The organism is Flavobacterium terrae (genome assembly GCF_900142035.1).
Taxonomy (GTDB): Bacteria; Bacteroidota; Bacteroidia; order Flavobacteriales; family Flavobacteriaceae; genus Flavobacterium; species Flavobacterium terrae.
Genome location: NZ_FQZI01000002.1, coordinates 520,909 through 542,705 on the forward strand (window position 1 = coordinate 520,909; position 21,797 = coordinate 542,705).

Genomic DNA, 21,797 nt, shown 5'->3' on the forward strand with positions numbered 1-21,797 from the left:
TCCTATTTTCAACTACAAATCTCAGTAAAGTTTATCAAATTATAAATATAACCAAAATCTTACAATAAACGCCAACAAAAAAACCCGAGCTTTCACTCGGGTTTTTTATATATTTTAAAAAATTATTTCACTAACAACTTGTGAGAAGGTGCAAACTTAGTCAAGTTGATACCTTCTACTGCTGCAGTATATTCTTCAATATTAGGAGTTCTACCCAAGATCGTTGACAATACTACTACCGGTGTAGAAGACAATAATGATTCTCCTTTTTTCTCAGCAGAATCTTCCACCACACGTCCTTGGAACAAACGCGTTGATGTTGCCATAACCGTATCTCCTTTAGCTGCTTTTTCTTGGTTACCCATACACAGGTTACAACCTGGGCGCTCTAAATACAACATGTTTTCATATTCTGTACGTGCTGCTGCTTTAGGTGCGTTATCGTCGAATTCGAAACCTGAGTATTTTTGTAATACTTCCCAGTCACCTTCTGCTTTTAACTCGTCCACAATGTTGTATGTTGGAGGCGCAACTACTAAAGGCGCTTTGAATTCTACTTTACCCTTTTGAGCTTCGATGTTTTTCAACATTTGCGCTAAAATTTTCATATCGCCTTTGTGTACCATACACGAACCGATAAAACCTAAATCAACGGTTTTAGTTCCGCCGTAGAAAGACAATGGACGAATTGTATCGTGAGTATAACGTTTTGAAACATCCGCATTGTTTACGTCTGGATCGGCAATCATTGGTTCAGCAATTACATCTAAATCCACTACTACTTCAGCGTAGTATTTTGCTTTCGCATCCGGACGTAATGCAGGCTCTTCCCCTGATCTGATTTCGGCAATACGTTTGTTTGCTTTGTCGATTAATCCTTGTAACACTTGTTTTGCGTTATCCATACCTTTATCGATCATGATTTGGATTCTGCCTTTAGCAATTTCCAATGATTCGATTAAGGTTTCATCTTCTGAAATACAGATTGATGCTTTTGCTTTCATTTCAGCCGTCCAATCGGTAAATGTAAACGCTTGATCTGCTGTTAATGTACCAATGTGCACCTCGATAATTCTTCCTTGGAATACATTTTCACCTCCAAATTGGTGTAACATTTGCGCTTGCGTAGCGTGAACCACATCACGGAAGTCCATATACGATTTCATTTCACCTTTGAAGGTTACTTTAACCGATTCTGGAATTGGCATAGAAGCTTCACCCGTTGCTAACGCTAAAGCTACAGTTCCTGAATCAGCACCAAACGCTACTCCTTTTGACATACGTGTGTGTGAATCACCACCGATAATGATTGCTCTATCATCAACAGTAATATCGTTCAATACTTTGTGGATAACGTCAGTCATTGAGTGATAAACACCTTTAGGGTCACGAGCCGTAATCAATCCGAAATCGTTCATGAATTTCATTAATTTCGGGATGTTTGTTTGTGCTTTTTTATCCCAAACCGAAGCCGTGTGACATCCTGATTGGTACGCACCGTCCACGATTGGAGAAATCGTCGTTGCTGCCATTGATTCTAACTCCTGCGCCGTCATTAAACCTGTAGTATCCTGAGAACCTACAATGTTCACGGTTACACGAACGTCAGAACCTGCGTGTAATACTTTTTTAGAAATCGTACCTACCGCGTTACGGTTGAAGATTTTCTCTACTGCAGTCAATCCTTGACCTTCGTTGTGAATCTCTTTTGATGGTGCGTATACTAGAGGCGCATCGATTCCTAATGTTTTAGCCGCAAACGTTTGTAATTTTTTACCAAAAACGATAGCGTAAGAACCACCTGCTTTGATAAATTCCATTTTTTGAGGCGTGAATGATCTTGAGATATCGATTAACTCCTGATCACCATTGTATAATTTTTTTGATTTTGTATTGATCGTTAAAACAGTACCTGTTGCTACAGAGTATTTTTGCTCTAAAACCGGCTCACCGTTTTCATCACGAACCACTTCACCGTTAGCATCTGTTTTCTTTACCCAGTTTTTAAGGTCGATACCAATACCACCCGTTACATCAACTGTAGTTAAGAAAATTGGAGAAATACCATTCGTACCACCTACAATTGGAGCAATGTTTACGAAAGGCACATAAGGACTAGCTTGTTTACCTGTCCAAAGCGCAACGTTATTAACCCCTGACATACGAGAAGAACCAACTCCCATTGTTCCTTTTTCAGCAATTAACATAACACTTGCATCAGGATGTTGTGCTTGCAACGCTTTGATTTCTTCCTGTGCTTGAGGTGTAATCATACATTTTCCGTGCAATTCACGATCTGAACGCGAGTGTGCTTGATTACCTGGAGAAAGTAAATCTGTAGAAATATCACCTTCACCTGCAATGAAAGTTACCACTTTAATTTCTTCAGCTACTTCAGGCAATTTTGTAAAGAATTCTGCTTTAGCATAGCTTTCTAAGATTTCTTTTGCCACTGTGTTTCCAGCTTCATACGCTACTTTTAAACGATCCATATCGGCATCGTACAAGTATACCTGTGTTTTTAACACCTCAGCTGCTTGCTTCGCAATCGCTTCATTGTTTCCTAAAGCCAAGTCCAACAATGCAATGATTGATGGTCCACCTTTCATGTGTGATAATAATTCGAAAGCAAAAGCAGGGGTAATTTCCGCTACCGTAGCTTCGCCTAAAATAATTTCTTTTAAGAATTCAGCTTTAGCACCTGCTGCCGTAGTAGTTCCTGGCAATGTATTGTAGATAAAAAACTTTAGCGAATCTTCTCTATTCGGATTGTTTACATCTTTGATTTGAGCAATAATCTCACTTAACAATTCAGCACCATCAATTGGTTTTGGATGCAATCCTTGACCTTTACGGTCTTCTATTTCTTTAATGTAGTCGTTATAAATATTCATTTTCAATATTACTTAGATAATACGAATTAAATCGTTTTCGTTATTCTTTGTTTGTTTGTTTTTAAAATTTCAGAGCAAATTTAATCAATAGGAATCGAATTAAAAAATATTTAGCATTTCATTAATTTATGGAAAATATTATTTATAAACATTCTATTTTAATGAATATAATTTAATAAAATCAAGAAATCGTATGCTAAATTTAATAATTCTTAAAAATTGAAAAATAATTTGATAATTTACAAGAAATCTGGTTTTAAAATTGAACTATTTGCAATAAACCAAAGCAATTCTCTGTCCGTAAAAGATTAAAAAAAAGATTATTTAATCACCTTAACAGATTGTCTTCCAGTGTTGGAATGGAAGTTTACAAAATAGACCCCTTTAGGATAATTGAATTCGAATTCGAATGCTTTTTTTTGTGGAAAATCTATATCCAATTGCTTTAATTCGGTTAATCTACGCCCCAAGTGATCATACAACTCAATCATCATGTGATCTGCATCTTTAAAATCTATAGTAATATGTAATTTATCGCTAACGGGATTAGGATGAATTTTTACTTGCAAAGGAATGCGTGGTACTTCTTGAAATTCATTGGTACTCAAAGTACTATCAAATTTATAAATGGTTGCTCCTGAAGCGTATGCTAAATCTTGGTTGATTATAAATATTCGGTTTAAATTGCTTCCTATATTCATGTTTGTCCAAGTATCACCCGCATCAAAAGTTTCATAAAAACCAGTGTTGTGTCCACCCATCCATCCGTGGTTTTCTGTAATAAAACCTACTGCTTGAATATCTGTTTCTGGCGCATTTTTACTTACCCAAGTAGCACCAGCATCTGTTGATTTTATGAATTTCCCTAAGTTAGGCGAAACAGATTCGATTGAACCAAACATTACATTATTATTCCCTTGCAATGTTTGCAACTTCCACACATATTCACCTGCCAAACCACTATTAAAGATTTCATTCCAAGTAATTCCGCCATCGGTTGTTTTAAGGATTATAGCTCCGGTGCCATTTCTTCCTGAAACAAAACCATTATTTTCATCTAAAAAAAGTATTTCAACTAGCCCAGTAGCATAAGCTGACATATTGATATACTGCCACGTTGCTCCTGAATCTGTTGATTTTATAATAAACGGAGGCACATTCATATACGAACCACAACCATATACTGTTGAATTACCTACACAATCCAAACCACAAACAGCTCTTGGCGCAGTTCCTATATTAGTTACTTCTGACCAAGTAGTTCCGCCATCAATAGTTTTGTAAAATTTATTATTTGTCAGCGTTCCAACAAATCCGATATTTTCATTGAGAAATTCAATGTTTCTGAAGTATGTATTAATTCCTAGTGTAGCTTCAGACAATTGTTGAGTCCAAGTTAACCCTCCATCCGTTGTTTTATATACTGACGCTGTTGAACCATTTGCCGCCCATCCTAAATTATCATTAAGAAAAAACACATCGTCAAATCTGCTTCCATTGGTATTCAAATAAGCTGAAGACAATGGATGCCATTGTGATTGTGAGAAACCAAAAACAGATAGTAGTACTATTACTATATTTAGAAAAGGTTTCATAAAATTCTTTTTATTAAAATAATTTTTGGATTATGCTTTCTTCAGAAATTCCTTCGGCATCAGCTTTGTAATTCTTAATAATTCTGTGTCTCAAAATTCCTGTAGCCACTGCTTGAACATCTTCGATATCTGGAGAAAATTTTCCGTTAAGGGCAGCATGTGTTTTTGCAGCCAATATCAGATTCTGTGAGGCTCTTGGCCCTGCTCCCCAATCTAGATAATTCTTAACAAAATCTGTCGCTAAAGGATTGTTAGGTCTTGTTTTAGAAACCAGTGTTACTGCATACTCAATAACATTATCAGCAACTGGAATTCTTCTGATTAAATGTTGAAAATCTATAATTTCTTGCGCCGTAAACAATGCATTTACTTGTACGTTATTATCTGTAGTTGTGCTTTTTACTACCTGCACTTCTTCTGCAAAAGATGGATAGTCTAATTTTACAGCAAACATAAAACGGTCTAATTGCGCTTCTGGCAACGGATAGGTTCCTTCTTGCTCAATTGGGTTTTGAGTCGCCAACACAAAGAATGGCAAATCTAATTTATAATGATGACCTGCAATAGTCACCGCTTTTTCTTGCATTGCTTCAAGAAGCGCAGCTTGTGTTTTAGGGGGTGTTCTATTGATCTCATCAGCCAAAATGATATTGGAAAATATTGGTCCTTTGATAAACTTAAAAGAACGATTTTCATCTAGAATTTCACTTCCTAAAATATCTGAAGGCATTAAATCTGGTGTAAACTGAATACGTTTAAAATCTAAACCTAAAGCTTGAGAAATCGTATTAACCATTAACGTTTTAGCTAGTCCTGGCACACCCACTAATAAAGCATGACCACCAGAAAATACACTCAATACAATTTGATTAACAACCTCTTCCTGACCAACAATAATTTTTGATATTTCTTTTTTAAGCTCTTTTTGTTTTTGAACTAAATTTTGAATTGCAGCAACATCAGACATCTTGGAATATATTTAAATTAAAAAGAGTTAGCTTATACTTTGATAAAACTAACTCTTTTCTCTGAATTAATAAAATAATTATTTTTTTAACCAGTTATTAGTAAATGCACAATCACGGTATTCACCATTGATTTTAACATGGGTTTCTTTGATTTTTTCCTCAGACCATTTAGCAATTTCTTTTAATTGCTTTTCTTTCAATGCTAATTCTTTTAATCGAGTATAATCTTTAGAATAATCAGCTGTGTGTTCTTCGAATTTATTTTTTACTGCCATTATTTTATAGAACTTACCAGTAGGCTCTTCGTCTAATGTAGGATATGAAACATCTCCGTCCTTCAAATTAGCAACTATACTATATAAACTAGGGTCCATCTTAGTTAATTCGAAACGCTTGTCTTGAGTTTTAGGATTCGTTAAAACACCTCCATCATTTCTAGTTTCTTTTTGATCTGACATTGTACGTGCTGCCTCTTCGAAAGTAATCTCTTTATCTAAAATTCTTTTTCTGATTAAATCAATTTTTTCTTTTGCCGCTTTCATTGCTTCATTTGAAACTTTTGGTTTAATCAAAATATGTCTTACATCAATTTCTTGACCTCTAACTTTTTCTAAATAAATAATATGATATCCAAATTCGGTTTTAAATGGCTCCGAAATTTCACCTTCTTGTAAACTAAACGCCACATCTTTGAACTCTTTAACAAATTGTGTTTTACGATTCATTTTGTAAAAACCTCCTGAGGATCTTGAAGCATCATCCTCAGTATACAGAACTGCTTTACTAAAAAAACTTGAATTGTTTTCTAGTATATCTTTTTTAAATCCTTTTAGTTGATCTATAACAGCTTGTTCAGCTTCTTTAGAAACCTGTGGCTTAACAACAATTTGAGCTAATTCCATTTCGGCACCAAAAACCGGCAAATCTTCTTTTGGGATTTTCTTGAAGAAATCACGAACTTCCTCTGGAGTAATAGTAACATTATCAACTATCTTTTTCTGCATCTCAGCAGTTAACTTATTAGTTTTAATAATCTCAAAAAGCTCAGTTCTAAAATCTTGTTCACTACTCTTTTTGAAATATTCGATTACTTTATCCATAGAACCTAACTGTTCTACCATATAACTTACCTGCTCTTCAAGTTTTGAATTTACTTCGGCGTCAGTAACCACAATACTATCTTGAATTGCCTGATGAGCATATAATTTTTCACCAAGTAATTTATCAAGCATCTCACATCTTGAGATTTCCTTTATATCAATTCCTTGAGTTTTTAATTCTAAATATGTTTTATCAATATCAGAATCTAAAATCACATAATCACCCACAACGCCTATAACACCATCAACTTTAACTTTTTTATCTTGGGCATGTCCCAAAAAAGAAGTTATCAAAACTGCAATGATTACGCTTATTTTACTTTTTAAAATCTCCATTCTTCTTATTTATTTCTCTCTTTTATTTTTTCATTTCTGCTTTTAATCTTGCAAAAACATCTTGATTAACTGATACCTTGAACTCGTTTTTAAGTTCAGAAACCCAATTATCTTCTAAATATTGTTGGTAGTCATTAATTACCTTACCTCTAGATTCATCAATAGTTTTAGCACCTGCTGGCATAACCTTAAGAACTTTATTCACAAAATAATGATCTTTATCCTTATAAACATTTGAGATACCTTCTTTTAACTCTAAACCTTTTGGTAAATTTTCCGCTCCCTCTTCAAAAGTTTCTTGTTTAATCATGATATCAACCACGCCATTTTTATTAAATTTTTCCTTAATTGCTTCGATAGCCACTTCACTTTTAAGCATTTTACGAGCTTGTTTTACAATATCTTCTTTAGCAGATGATGCGACTAAAACATCTCCTCTTTTTTTCCATTGGTATTTTGCTCTATTTGCTTCAAAATAATTTTTCAATCCAACGGTATCTTGTTTCGCTTTGTTCCAAATTTCTTTTTCCATTAAGTCAAACAACAACAAACCATCTCTATACTCTTCTACAACATTAGCGAACTCAGGAAATTCATTTTCTAAATTTTCATTGTAGTATAGATTTAATTGATTGTCTACAAATTTTGAATACAAGAAATCAACTAATTTTCCAATAGGTTTAATTTGATACTTACTTTTTTGTTGTGATTCCAGATCTCTTAAAAAAGGTACTGCTCTAATTGATTTATTTTCAATTTTAAGTAATTCTACATTAAAATCTTTTAAGTCTGTTGGTAATTCCCATTTTTCATCATAAAATGTATTATTTACAAGACTTTTAACTTTAGCCAATATTTTAGCATCAGTAACAACTTTATACTTTTTATGTAACTTTTCAGTCAGTGAGTTAGTTATTAATCTAGAACGATCATCTTTACGAATTTTGCCGTCTAACTCACGTTCCATTTCTGATTGACTTTTTATAGGATGTTTTTCGATTAACTTCACTATATGCCATCCAAATTGACTTTCGAAAGGTTTAGAATAATCTCCAACATTAACTAATCCAAAAGAAGTGTTTTCAAATTCTTCAGAACTTAATTGACCCGCAGCAAAACGAGGTAAAACCCCACCTCTAGGTGCTGAATTTTTATCTTGTGAAAATTGATTTGCTAAGGCTTCAAAATTTTCACCTTGCTTTAATTTAGCATATATTTCTTCTATTGTTTTTTTAGGCTTTTCAATTTCAGATGGTTCATCTGTTACTGTTGTAGGTTTTAAAATCATTATATGAGCAACAGTTATTTCTCCCTTATTGTCTCGAATATCTTTAACTTTAACTAAATGATACCCAAATTTAGTTCTAACTGGCATAGAAATTTCACCAACCTTAGTTTTATAAGCCGCAGATTCAAAAGGATACACCATTCTAAACGCTGTAAAGTAACCTAAATCTCCTTTATTCTCCTTAGCTGATGGATCTTGAGAGTATTTTTGAGCTGCTTCTTCAAAATTTTCGCCAGCAATTATTTTTTTTCGAATGTCTAATGCTTGGTTGTAAGCTTTCAAAGTATCTGCAGGAGCGGCATTCTCATCTACAGTTATTAGTATATGTGATGCTCTAACTTCTTTTAGTAAACGAGCATAACCTTCATCGATTAATGCTTTTGTAACTTTAGTATCAGATGTATAATTTTTAGATAATTGAGTACGGTATGAATTAAGTTCACTAATGTACTTTGAATTATACTGCAAACCTAATTTGTTCGCTTTGTTAATCTTGAGCTTATAACCAATAAATAACTCCAAGTATTTATCTAAGTCTTTTTGAGATTCATCTTTAACTAAGTCAATATTCTTATTATACACTCTAGAAAATTCATCTGTATAATAGGGCTTATCATCTATTGAAAAAAGAACTTCTTTTTTGGTTTCTTGCGCATAAGTAATTGCATTAATCACTAAGGCAACACCTAAAATCAACTTATTAATTTTCATTGTTTAGAAATTATTTACAGTGGTTTTGGTATGTTTTTTTAAATAACGAACAAAAATAACAATTCGCTTATATTATCCAACTATATAAATAGGTATTAACAAAAATTTATTAACGAAAAATAGTATTTTTGCAAACCATTTTAATTCACATTATGAGTTTTTTAAAAGAAATACAACGCAGAAGAACATTTGGTATTATATCCCATCCCGATGCTGGTAAAACAACACTTACAGAAAAGTTACTTTTATTTGGTGGTGCAATTCAAGAAGCAGGTGCCGTAAAAAGTAATAAAATTAAAAAAGGTGCTACATCTGACTTCATGGAAATTGAGCGTCAAAGAGGAATTTCAGTGGCAACTTCAGTATTAGCATTTAATTATAAAGACAAAAAAATCAACATTCTTGATACTCCAGGTCACAAGGATTTTGCAGAAGATACATTTAGAACCCTAACCGCAGTTGATAGTGTGATTGTAGTGGTTGACGTTGCCAAAGGGGTTGAGGAACAAACAGAGAAACTAGTAGAAGTTTGTCGTATGCGCCACATTCCTATTATTGTTTTCATCAACAAATTAGACCGTGAAGGTAAAGATGCTTTTGATTTGATGGACGAAGTGGAGAAAAAACTTGGTCTTCATGTCACACCATTGAGTTTCCCTATTGGAATGGGATACGATTTTAAAGGAATCTATAACATTTGGGAAAAGAACATCAATCTTTTTGAAGGAGATAGCCGTAAAAACATTGAAGAAACCATTGCTTTTGAAGATGTAAACAATCCTGAACTTGAAAAAATCATTGGCGAAAAACCAGCAAATAAACTTAGAGAAGAATTAGAATTAATCAGTGAAGTTTATCCTCCGTTTGATAGAGAAGCTTATTTAAAAGGTAATTTACAACCTGTATTTTTTGGTTCTGCTTTGAACAATTTTGGAGTTCGTGAGTTATTGGATTGTTTTATTGATATTGCTCCTTCCCCACGTCCAAAGGATTCAGACACTCGTGAAGTAAAACCAGACGAAAATAAATTCTCTGGATTTGTATTTAAAATTCATGCTAACATGGATCCAAAACACCGTGATCGTTTAGCATTTATCAAAATTGTTTCTGGTACTTTTGAAAGAAACAAACCATATTTACATGTTCGTCATGGAAAGAATTTAAAATTCTCTAGTCCGAATGCTTTTTTTGCTGAGAAAAAAGAAATTGTCGATATTTCATATCCTGGAGACATTGTTGGTTTACATGATACAGGTAACTTTAAAATTGGTGATACTTTGACTGAAGGTGAACAAATGAGTTTTAAAGGAATTCCTAGTTTCTCTCCAGAGCATTTCCGTTACATCAACAATGCCGATCCTTTGAAGGCAAAACAATTAGAAAAAGGGGTTGACCAATTAATGGATGAAGGTGTGGCTCAGTTGTTTACTTTAGAGATGAATAATCGTAAAGTAATTGGAACTGTTGGAGCTCTTCAATACGAAGTTATTCAATATCGTTTAGAACATGAATACGGAGCAAAATGTACGTATGAAAACTTCCCTGCTTATAAAGCCTGTTGGGTAAAACCAGAAGATCCTAAAAACGAAGAATTTGCAGAATTTAAACGTATCAAGCAAAAGTTTTTAGCTAAGGACAAATACGGTCAATTGGTTTTCTTAGCCGATTCTGATTTTTCAATTCAAATGACACAAAGCAAATATCCGAGTGTGAAATTATTTTTTACTTCGGAGTTTGAGTAATAGCTGTAAGCATTATGCTTTAAGCCTTAAACAAACAAAAGCGACCCAAAGGTCGCTTTTGTTTGTTTAAATTCTAACTTAATACTACAATTATAATACCTGATAATCCGAAAGAAATAAAAGTAAATAATAGTAATTTATTATTATTTTTTAAATCCAAGTAAATAGATTTAGAGTCACCATTAATTTTATTGAAATTATCATTGTTAATTTCAACTAAATTAACCCATTCGTCTTTATAATAACCATAGTACAATTTTGTTTTTTCAAAAATTTCTGGATAGTCATTTTTTATTTTTTTACTAAATTTATCAATAAGTAAAAAGATTTCTAAACCCAAAAAAAGCAAATAAAGGCAAAAAAACAAATGGAGAATAGTTTTTAATTGGTGTAAAAATTAAAACTACAAATATTAACCATCCTATTAAAAAAATACTTTTTGAAATATTTGTCATATTTAAAACAGTCAAATTAAGCTTGCCCTGTAGGACCAAAATTCAACGGGATAGGTGTTTGTTCTACTTCTTTAATTTCACCATGAGCGCTTTCAAAACGATTTATATTTTCAGCCAATGCTTTCACTAAACGTTTTGCATGTTGTGGTGTTAAAATGATTCTTGATTTCACTTTCGCCTTTGGCACTCCAGGCATTATATTGATGTAATCAATCACAAACTCAGTATTAGAGTGATTGATAATAGCTAAATTCGAGTAAATTCCTTCTGCAGTAGCTTCATCTAACTCGATATTGATTTGTCCTTCTTGTTGTGGGTTTTGATTGCTCATAATTTTAAATTGTTTTCGAATATTCTAATTTAAAAAAGAAAGAATGTTCGAACTGCTGTTAAACGTAATTAAAAATCCTAACAGTAAAAACTGTTAGGATTTATAAATATAGTCAGAAAAACTAATTATTAATAATTATATTCCTCTTTAGTAATCATTAATTCATCATACTCTTCTTTAGAACCTACAATTGTATTATCATAGTCTCTCATACCTGTACCAGCAGGGATTCTGTGACCAACAATTACATTTTCTTTAAGACCTTCTAATTTATCAACTTTACCAGCAACAGCTGCTTCGTTTAATACTTTAGTTGTTTCCTGGAACGATGCAGCAGAAATGAATGACTTAGTTTGTAACGAAGCTCTTGTAATACCTTGAAGTATTGGAGTCGCTGTAGCAGTGATAACATCACGAGCTTCTACTAAGTTTTTATCCTCACGTTTTAACAATGAGTTTTCATCACGTAATTGACGAGCTGTTACAATTTGACCTGGCTTAAGACTAGCCGAATCTCCAGCATCCTCAACTACTTTCATTCCATATAACTTATCATTTTCAGAAATAAAGTCTTTAGTATGAATTAATTGCTCTTCAAGGAATAATGTATCTCCAGGATCTTGTACCTGAACTTTACGCATCATTTGACGGATAACTACCTCGAAGTGCTTGTCATTAATTTTTACACCTTGTAAACGGTAAACCTCTTGAATTTCATTTACCAAGTACTGTTGAACAGCAGCTGGACCTTGAATTCTTAAGATATCTTCTGGAGTGATAGCTCCATCAGAAAGTGGCATACCTGCTCTTACGAAGTCATTTTCTTGAACTAAGATTTGGTTTGATAATTTAACCAAGTATTTCTTGATTTCACCAAATTTAGACTCGATAACGATTTCACGGTTACCTCTTTTGATTTTACCAAAAGAAACAACACCATCGATTTCAGAAACTACCGCTGGGTTAGATGGATTACGAGCTTCTAACAACTCTGTAATTCTTGGTAAACCTCCCGTAATATCGCCTGCTTTTGAAGAACGACGAGGGATTTTTACTAAAATCTTACCTGCCTTAATTTTCTCTCCATCTTCTACCATAAGGTGAGCACCTACTGGTAAGTTGTAAGAACGAATTAACTCTCCATCTTTACCATAAATTAATAAAGTAGGAATTAATTTTTTGTTTCTTCCTTCAGAGATTACTTTTTCTTGGAATCCTGTTTGCTCATCGATTTCAACCATAAACGATTGTCCTTGCTCTAAATCTTCATAAGCAACTTTACCAGTAAACTCAGAAATAATAACTCCATTATAAGGGTCCCATTTACAGATTACATCTCCTTTTCCGATAGATTGACCATCAGCAACAAAAATACTTGAACCGTAAGGGATATTATGTGTACTTAATAAGATTCCTGTTTTCTCATCAACTAATTTTAATTCAGTAGAACGAGAAATAACGATATCTACAATATTACCTTCGTTATCTTCACCTTTAACCGTTTTTAAATCTTCGATTTCTAAACGTCCAGGGAATTTAGCGATGATACTAGACTCTTCAGAAAGACCTCCAGCAACCCCTCCAACGTGGAACGTACGAAGTGTTAACTGTGTACCTGGCTCACCAATTGACTGAGCAGCAATTACTCCTACCGCCTCACCTTTTTGAGTCATTTTACCTGTTGCTAAGTTACGTCCGTAACATTTAGCACAAATACCTTTTTCTGCCTCACAAGTAAGTGGAGAACGTACTTCTACTTTTTCAACTGGAGAAACTTCGATTACTTTTACAATCGCTTCAGTAATTTGTTCACCTGCATGAACCATTACATCACCGTTTAACGGATTAATAACATCTTGTAAAGCAACACGTCCTAAAATTCTTTCTCCTAAAGTTTCAACGATTTCTTCGTTTTTCTTCAATGCAGAAACTTCAACACCTCTTAATGTACCACAATCTACTTGATTAACGATAACATCCTGAGCAACGTCATGTAAACGACGAGTTAAGTAACCCGCATCGGCCGTTTTTAACGCCGTATCCGCAAGACCCTTACGAGCACCGTGCGTTGAGATGAAGTATTCTAAGATTGAAAGACCTTCTTTAAAGTTCGATAAAATCGGGTTTTCAATAATTTCACCACCACCAGCAGTTGATTTTTTAGGCTTAGCCATCAAACCACGCATACCAGTTAACTGACGAATCTGCTCTTTAGATCCACGGGCTCCAGAATCAAGCATCATATATACCGAGTTGAAACCTTGTTGGTCCTCACGGATATTTTTCATTGCTAACTCTGTTAATTGAGCATTTGCCGAAGTCCAAATATCAATAACCTGATTGTAACGCTCATTATTCGTGATAAGACCCATGTTATAGTTCATAGAGATAACCTCTACTTGCTCTCTAGCCTCAGCGATTAATGTATGTTTTTGATCTGGAATTTTAATATCACCTAATGAGAATGATAATCCTCCTTTAAATGCGAATTTATATCCCATATCTTTCATGTTATCAAGGAAAGCTGCCGTCGTAGGAACATCAGTTACTGCAAGGATTTTTCCAATGATATCACGAAGTGATTTTTTAGTTAATACCTCATTGATATAACCAGCTGCTTCAGGTACTACTTCGTTAAATAATACTCTACCAGCAGTAGTTTGGATAATTTTATATACTAATTCTCCATTTTCATTGAAGTCTTTAGCTCTAATTTTAACACGAGCATTTAATTCTAATCTACCTTCGTTCAACGCAATGTGAACTTCTTCTGCAGAATAGAAAGTTAAACCTTCACCTATAATTTTCAATTCAGGTGTAGTTAAACGCTCTTTTGTCATATAGTACAATCCAAGAACCATGTCCTGAGATGGAACCGTAATAGGTGCTCCATTCGCAGGGTTCAAGATATTGTGAGATGCTAACATCAATAATTGAGCTTCAAGAATAGCTTCTGGTCCTAATGGTAAGTGAACCGCCATCTGGTCACCGTCGAAATCGGCGTTGAATGCCGTACATGTTAACGGGTGTAACTGGATTGCTTTTCCTTCAATTAACTTAGGCTGAAATGCTTGAATACCCAATCTGTGAAGAGTTGGAGCACGGTTTAGTAATACTGGGTGACCTTTGATTACATTTTCTAAGATATCCCAAACTACTGGCTCTTTTTTATCGATGATTTTCTTAGCAGACTTAACTGTTTTTACAATACCTCTTTCGATTAACTTACGAATAACGAATGGTTTGTAAAGCTCAGCAGCCATGTCTTTTGGAAGACCACACTCATACATTTTTAACTCAGGTCCAACAACAATTACCGAACGAGCAGAATAATCCACACGTTTACCTAATAAGTTTTGACGGAAACGTCCTTGTTTACCTTTTAATGAATCTGATAATGATTTTAATGGTCTGTTAGATTCTGTTTTAACCGCAGAAGCTTTACGTGTGTTATCAAACAATGAATCTACTGATTCTTGTAACATACGTTTTTCGTTACGTAAGATAACTTCAGGAGCTTTAATCTCCATTAATCTTTTTAAACGATTGTTACGGATGATAACACGACGGTATAAGTCATTCAAATCTGAAGTTGCGAAACGACCACCATCTAGCGGCACTAACGGACGTAATTCAGGTGGGATAACTGGAACCACTTTTAAGATCATCCATTCTGGAAGGTTCTCACGGTTTAAGTTAGCCTCACGGAAAGACTCAACAACTTGAAGACGTTTTAACGCTTCAGTTTTTCTTTGTTTAGATGTTTCGTTGTTTGCAGCGTGACGTAATTCATAAGATAATGCATCTAAGTCAACACGTGCTAACAAGTCCATAATACATTCAGCACCCATTTTAGCGATGAATTTATTTGGATCTGTATCATCTAAATATTGATTTTCCATAGGAAGAGAATCTTGAATGTTCAAGTATTCTTCTTCTGTTAAGAAATCTAATTTTTGTAATGATTCCCCTTCAGCATTTTTAGCAATACCCGCTTGGATAACTACATAACGCTCATAGTAAATGATCATATCTAATTTTTTAGACGGTAAGCCTAAGATATAACCAATTTTATTTGGTAACGAACGGAAATACCAAATGTGTGCGATAGGCACCACTAAGTTGATATGTCCAACACGGTCACGACGTACTTTTTTCTCAGTAACTTCAACCCCACAACGGTCACAAACAATTCCTTTATAACGGATTCTTTTGTATTTACCACAAGCACATTCAAAATCTTTTACTGGACCGAAAATTCTTTCGCAGAAAAGACCATCACGCTCAGGTTTGTGAGTTCTATAGTTGATAGTTTCTGGTTTCAAAACCTCACCTCTTGACTCAGCCAAGATAGATTCTGGAGAGGCTAAACCTATCGAAATCTTATCGAATCGTTTAATAGCACTCTTTTCTTTATTTCTATTCATCATAGTTTCTACTATTGATTTATTTGCAATTAAAAATTGATTTATAGTGGTGTTCTCATAACATTTTCCCACTACCTCGGATTACTTCTCTAAACTTCAATTTCTCAATTGAAGTGCTAATTATAAACTAAATGTTTATAAAAAATCGGAACGGTTTACGGGGCTAAATCCTAAAAACTCGAATTAATAAGTAATCAGTTCCGAAAAAATCGGAACCGATTACTGAAAATTTATTTATTCTTCTAATCTAATGTCTAAACCAAGACCTTTTAATTCATGCATTAATACATTGAATGATTCAGGTAATCCTGGTTCTGGCATAGTTTCACCCTTAACGATTGCTTCGTAAGTTTTAGCTCTACCAATTACGTCATCAGACTTAACAGTTAAGATTTCACGTAGTGTACTAGAAGCACCATATGCTTCAAGTGCCCAAACCTCCATCTCTCCGAAACGCTGACCTCCGAATTGTGCTTTACCTCCTAATGGTTGTTGAGTAATCAATGAGTAAGGACCAATAGAACGAGCGTGCATTTTATCATCAACCATGTGACCTAACTTAAGCATGTAAATTACACCCACAGTTGCTGGTTGGTGGAAACGCTCACCTGTACCACCATCATAAAGATAAGTGTGACCGAATCTTGGAACTCCAGCTTCGTCAGTTAAGGCATTAATTTGGTCTAAAGATGCTCCATCAAAAATTGGTGTTGCATATTTTCTTCCTAATTTTTTACCTGCCCATCCAAGAACTGTTTCATAAATCTGACCGATGTTCATACGAGAAGGTACCCCTAGTGGATTCAATACGATATCTACTGGTGTTCCATCCTCAAGGAATGGCATATCTTCTTGACGAACAATACGAGCAACGATACCTTTGTTACCGTGACGTCCCGCCATTTTATCACCCACTTTCAGTTTACGTTTCTTAGCGATGTAAACTTTAGCTAGTTTCAAGATACCTGATGGTAACTCATCTCCAACTGTGATAGTGAATTTCTCACGACGTAACGCTCCTTGAAGGTCGTTTAATTTAATTTTATAGTTGTGAATTAAATCATTAACCATAGCATTAGTTTCGTCATCAGCTACCCATTGACCTTTAGTCAAGTGAGCGAAGTCTTCTACAGCTTGTAACATTTTTTTAGAGTATTTCTTACCTTTTGGTAATACTTCTTCCCCTAAATCATTCATTACTCCTTGAGAAGTTTTTCCGTCAACGATTACGAATAACTTATCGATTAATCTGTCTTTTAATTCAACAAATTTAGTTTCGAATTCCATTTCAAGAGCAGCCAATTCGTCTTTGTCTTGTGAACGCTTACGTTTGTCTTTTACAGCTCTTGAGAATAATTTTTTATCTAAAACTACACCATGTAATGAAGGAGACGCTTTTAATGAAGCATCTTTTACATCACCAGCTTTATCACCGAAGATAGCTCTTAATAACTTCTCTTCTGGAGTTGGATCTGATTCTCCTTTAGGTGTAATTTTTCCGATTAGAATATCACCAGGCTTAACCTCGGCACCAATTCTAATCATACCGTTTTCATCTAAATCTTTAGTAGCTTCTTCAGAAACGTTAGGAATATCATTTGTTAATTCTTCGTTACCTAATTTAGTATCACGAACTTCTAACGAATAGTCATCAATATGGATTGATGTAAAGATATCGTCACGAACTACTTTTTCAGAAATTACAATCGCATCCTCGAAGTTATATCCTTTCCAAGGCATGAAGGCAACTTGTAAGTTTCTTCCAAGTGCTAATTCACCGTTTTGAGTAGCATAACCTTCACATAAAACTTGCCCTTTAACAACTTTATCACCTTTTCTTACGATTGGTTTTAAGTTGATTGAAGTACTTTGATTCGTTTTACGGAATTTGATTAATTGATATGTTTTCTCATCTGCATCAAAGCTTACAGCTCTTTCAGCATCAGTTCTTTCATATTTAATAGTAATTTGATTCGCATCAACGTATTCTACTACTCCATTTCCTTCTGCATTAATTAATACACGAGAATCTGAAGCTACTTGACGCTCTAAACCAGTACCAACGATAGGTGACTCAGGACGTAATAATGGTACGGCCTGACGCATCATGTTTGACCCCATCAAGGCACGGTTCGCATCATCATGCTCTAAGAACGGAATCAAAGAAGCTGAAATCGAAGCAATCTGATTTGGTGCAACGTCAGTATAATGAACGACATTAGGATCAACAACCGGGAAGTCACCTTCCTCACGAGCAATTACTTTATCAGCAGTAATTTTACCATCAGCATCCATTTCAATGTTTGCCTGAGCAATCATTTTCCCTTCTTCTTCTTCAGCGCTTAAGTAAATAGGTTCAGAAACTAAATCTACTTGGCCGTTAGTTACTTTACGGTAAGGAGTCTCGATGAATCCCATTCCGTTTACTTTAGCATAAACACCTAATGAAGAGATAAGACCAATGTTTGGTCCCTCTGGTGTTTCAATAGGACATAAACGACCGTAGTGCGTATAGTGAACGTCACGAACCTCGAAACCAGCTCTCTCTCTAGATAAACCTCCAGGTCCAAGGGCAGATAAACGACGTTTGTGCGTAATCTCTGCTAATGGATTCGTTTGATCCATGAACTGAGATAACTGGTTCGTTCCGAAGAATGAATTAATTACCGATGACAATGTTTTCGCATTGATCAAATCGATTGGAGTAAACACCTCATTATCACGAACGTTCATACGCTCACGAATAGTACGTGCCATACGAGCTAAACCAACACCAAACTGAGCTGATAATTGTTCACCTACTGTTCTAACACGACGGTTAGATAAGTGGTCGATATCATCGATTTCAGCTTTAGAGTTAATTAACTCGATTAAATATTTTACGATAGTAATGATATCCTCTTTAGTAAGCACCTGCTTGTCCATAGGAATATCAAGACCTAATTTTTTGTTCATTCTGTAACGACCTACATCACCTAAGTTGTAACGTTGATCTGAGAAGAATAACTTGTCGATAATTCCACGAGCTGTTTCTTCATCAGGCGGTTCAGCATTACGTAACTGACGGTAGATGTGCTCTACTGCTTCTTTTTCAGAGTTAGTAGGGTCTTTTTGTAATGTATTATGGATAATTGAGTAATCAGCCGCATTCAAATCTTCTTTATGTAATAAGATAGATTTTACATTTGATTCTACAATTTCTTCTACGTTATCTTTATCTAAAATAGTATCACGATCTAAGATGATTTCGTTACGCTCGATAGATACTACTTCTCCAGTATCCTCGTCTACGAAATCCTCATGCCATGTATTTAAAACACGCGCAGCAAGTTTTCTTCCAACATATTTTTTTAAACCTGATTTAGATACTTTGATTTCTTCAGCAAGGTCGAAAATCTCTAAGATATCTTTATCACGTTCAAATCCAATTGCACGGAAAAGAGTTGTTACAGGTAATTTTTTCTTTCTATCGATATAAGCATACATTACGCTGTTAATATCGGTAGCGAATTCAATCCATGATCCTTTGAAAGGAATTACACGGGCAGAATATAATTTAGTTCCATTTGCGTGGAATGACTGTCCAAAGAACACACCTGGTGAACGGTGTAACTGAGATACTACTACACGCTCAGCTCCGTTGATTACGAAAGTACCGCTAGGCGTCATGTAAGGAATTGTACCTAAGTATACATCTTGCACAATTGTTTCGAAATCTTCATGCTCAGGGTCTGTACAGTATAATTTTAAACGTGCTTTTAATGGCACACTATACGTAAGTCCTCTGTCAATACATTCTTCGATTGTGTAACGAGGTGGGTCAACAAAGTAATCAAGGAATTCTAATACGAATTGATTACGAGTGTCAGTGATTGGGAAATTTTCCATGAAGGTGTTGTATAAACCTTCATTACCTCTTTCGTCAGATTTAGTTTCCAATTGGAAGAAATCCTTGAACGACTTAACCTGAACATCCAAGAAATCTGGATAGTTAGGAATATTTTTTGTCGAGGCAAAATTCAATCTTTCAGTCTGATTTAATATCATCATGGACAAAATTTTGATTAAAAAAAAGTAATTTTTGTGTTAAACACATTAATTAATAAGACAATTTTACTTCTTTTTATAACCAACACATCTCTAAAAAATAAAATGAAGTAAAGCTTTATTTTTGTCTTCGTGTTGATTTAAAAACTTTCGAAATTTTAAATTATATGAATAAAAAATTCAACAATTTTATTAAACGAAAAATGGTTTAGGCTTTGAGTAGAGTACTCAAAAGCCTAAACCTGTATTCTAAACTATGTAAGCTTATTTAAGCTCAACAACAGCTCCAGCCTCTTCTAAAGCTTTCTTAAGACCTTCAGCCTCATCTTTAGAAACTGCCTCTTTAACGTTTGTTGGAGCAGCATCAACTAAATCTTTAGCTTCTTTAAGACCTAAACCAGTTAATTCTTTAACCGCTTTAACAACTCCTAATTTAGAAGCACCAGCATCTTTTAATACTACAGTGAACTCAGTTTGTTCAGCAGCAGCAGCTTCACCTCCACCTGCAGCAACTACTACAGCAGCAGCAGCTGGTTCGATACCATACTCGTCTTTTAAGATTGTAGCTAAGTCGTTAACTTCTTTAACTGTTAAGTTAACTAATTGTTCTGCGAATTGTTTCAAATCTGCCATTTTTTCTATCTTTTAAAATGATTTGTAATTATATAATTTATTTGTGCGCAATTTATTCAGCAGCTTCACCTTTAGTTTCAGCATTGTTTAATAATGCAGAAATAATACGTTGAGCTGGCGATTGAAGTAATCCGATGATTTCTCCGATAACTTCTTCTTTAGATTTAAGTGACGCTAACGATTCTAATAAATTGTCTCCAATATAGATTTCGTCGTTAATGAAAGCACCTTTTAAAACTGGTTTCTCACCTTTTTTACGGAATTCTTTAATGATTTTTGCAGGAGCATTTGCAATGTCAGCAATCATGATTGAAGTATTCCCTTTTAAAGTAGATGGTAATTCACCAAATTCTTTATCTGAAGCTTCCATTGCTTTTGCAAGCAACGTGTTTTTAACAACTTCTAATTTGATACCTGCTTTGAAACAAGCTCTTCTTAAATTTGAAGTAGTATCTGCATTTAAACCAGAAATATCCGCAAGGTATACGATATTTGCTCCAGCTAATTGTGCAGTTAAATCTCCAATAGCGATTGATTTTTCTTCTCTTGTCATATCAAAAACTTTTAACTACCAATTATACTGCTTTAGGATCTAAAGCAATAGCCGGACTCATAGTACTTGATAAGTGAATAGACTTAATGTAAGTACCTTTAGCAGCTGTTGGTTTTAATTTAATTAATGTTTGTATAATTTCGTGAGCGTTCTCTTGGATTTTGTTAGCATCAAAAGAAATTCTTCCAATTCCAGCATGAACGATACCAGTTTTATCAACTTTAAAATCGATTTTTCCAGATTTTACCTCTTCTACAGCTTTACCAATTTCCATAGTAACTGTACCAGTTTTAGGGTTTGGCATTAAACCTCTAGGTCCTAAAATACGACCTAATGGACCTAATTTACCCATAACTGCAGGCATAGTAACGATAACGTCAACATCTGTCCAACCGTCTTTAATTTTTTGTAAATAGTCATCAAGACCTACGTGATCAGCACCAGCAGCTTTAGCTTCAGCCTCTTTATCTGGCGTAACTAATGCTAACACTCTCATGTCTTTACCTGTTCCGTGAGGTAATGATACCACACCTCTAACCATTTGATTCGCTTTACGAGGGTCAACTCCTAATTTAACAGCGATATCAACAGATTCATCAAATTTTGCAGAAGCAACTTCTTTGATTAATGCAGAAGCATCTTTTAAAGAATACAATTTATTCTTCTCAATTTTTGAAGCTGCAACTTTTTGCTTTTTTGTCAATTTTGCCATTTCTT

At 34.4% G+C, this 21,797-nt stretch carries 13 protein-coding genes; 1 reads left to right on the plus strand and 12 read right to left on the minus strand.

Translation table 11 applies throughout. From position 1 onward, the window contains the following. Nucleotides 1-122: 122 nt before the first annotated feature. From BUC09_RS06735 to BUC09_RS06755, 5 genes are all read right to left on the minus strand, one after another. Nucleotides 123-2,894, minus strand: a complete 2,772-nt coding sequence (locus tag BUC09_RS06735) for a bifunctional aconitate hydratase 2/2-methylisocitrate dehydratase (protein ID WP_073309929.1) — start codon at nt 2,892-2,894, stop codon at nt 123-125. Nucleotides 2,895-3,214: 320 nt separating this feature from the next. Further along, entirely contained in the window at nt 3,215-4,489 is a 1,275-nt protein-coding gene (locus BUC09_RS06740) for a YCF48-related protein (protein WP_073309931.1), read from the minus strand. 13 nt (nt 4,490-4,502) lie between these two features. After that, nucleotides 4,503-5,456 (minus strand): AAA family ATPase, encoded by a 954-nt coding sequence (locus BUC09_RS06745; protein ID WP_073309932.1) that lies wholly within the window; start codon nt 5,454-5,456, stop codon nt 4,503-4,505. A 78-nt stretch (nt 5,457-5,534) separates the two neighbouring features. Next, entirely contained in the window at nt 5,535-6,893 is a 1,359-nt protein-coding gene (locus BUC09_RS06750) for a peptidylprolyl isomerase (RefSeq protein ID WP_073309934.1), read from the minus strand. 22 nt (nt 6,894-6,915) lie between these two features. Further along, nucleotides 6,916-8,892: a peptidylprolyl isomerase gene (locus BUC09_RS06755; protein WP_073309936.1), complete on the minus strand. Its 1,977-nt coding sequence runs from the start codon at nt 8,890-8,892 to the stop codon at nt 6,916-6,918. 152 nt (nt 8,893-9,044) lie between these two features. On the opposite strand from BUC09_RS06755, the gene BUC09_RS06760 reads away from it, so the two are divergent. Continuing rightward, the gene (locus BUC09_RS06760) at nt 9,045-10,634 is read left to right on the plus strand and encodes a peptide chain release factor 3 (protein ID WP_073309938.1); all 1,590 of its coding nucleotides are present in this window, start codon (nt 9,045-9,047) and stop codon (nt 10,632-10,634) included. A gap of 73 nt (nt 10,635-10,707) precedes the next feature. On the opposite strand, the gene BUC09_RS06765 is transcribed toward BUC09_RS06760, so the two are convergent. From BUC09_RS06765 to rplA, 7 genes are all read right to left on the minus strand, one after another. Then, nucleotides 10,708-10,974: a hypothetical protein gene (locus BUC09_RS06765; RefSeq protein ID WP_073309940.1), complete on the minus strand. Its 267-nt coding sequence runs from the start codon at nt 10,972-10,974 to the stop codon at nt 10,708-10,710. Nucleotides 10,975-11,105: 131 nt separating this feature from the next. Beyond that, nucleotides 11,106-11,420, minus strand: a complete 315-nt coding sequence (locus tag BUC09_RS06770) for a DUF3467 domain-containing protein (protein ID WP_073309941.1) — start codon at nt 11,418-11,420, stop codon at nt 11,106-11,108. Nucleotides 11,421-11,548: 128 nt separating this feature from the next. Beyond that, nucleotides 11,549-15,850 (minus strand): DNA-directed RNA polymerase subunit beta', encoded by a 4,302-nt coding sequence (gene rpoC, locus BUC09_RS06775; protein ID WP_073309944.1) that lies wholly within the window; start codon nt 15,848-15,850, stop codon nt 11,549-11,551. A 231-nt stretch (nt 15,851-16,081) separates the two neighbouring features. Beyond that, on the minus strand, nt 16,082-19,894 hold the full coding sequence (gene rpoB, locus BUC09_RS06780) for a DNA-directed RNA polymerase subunit beta (protein ID WP_073310399.1): 3,813 nt from the start codon (nt 19,892-19,894) through the stop codon (nt 16,082-16,084). Between the two features lie 264 nt (nt 19,895-20,158). Then, the gene (rplL, locus tag BUC09_RS06785) at nt 20,159-20,527 is read right to left on the minus strand and encodes a 50S ribosomal protein L7/L12 (RefSeq protein WP_073309946.1); all 369 of its coding nucleotides are present in this window, start codon (nt 20,525-20,527) and stop codon (nt 20,159-20,161) included. Between the two features lie 52 nt (nt 20,528-20,579). Further along, nucleotides 20,580-21,080 (minus strand): 50S ribosomal protein L10, encoded by a 501-nt coding sequence (rplJ, locus tag BUC09_RS06790; protein WP_073309948.1) that lies wholly within the window; start codon nt 21,078-21,080, stop codon nt 20,580-20,582. A gap of 22 nt (nt 21,081-21,102) precedes the next feature. Further along, nucleotides 21,103-21,792 carry a 50S ribosomal protein L1 gene (gene rplA / locus BUC09_RS06795; protein ID WP_073309950.1) on the minus strand — a complete coding sequence of 230 codons (690 nt, stop codon included), beginning with the start codon at nt 21,790-21,792 and terminating at the stop codon, nt 21,103-21,105. Between the last annotated feature and the right edge of the window lie 5 nt (nt 21,793-21,797).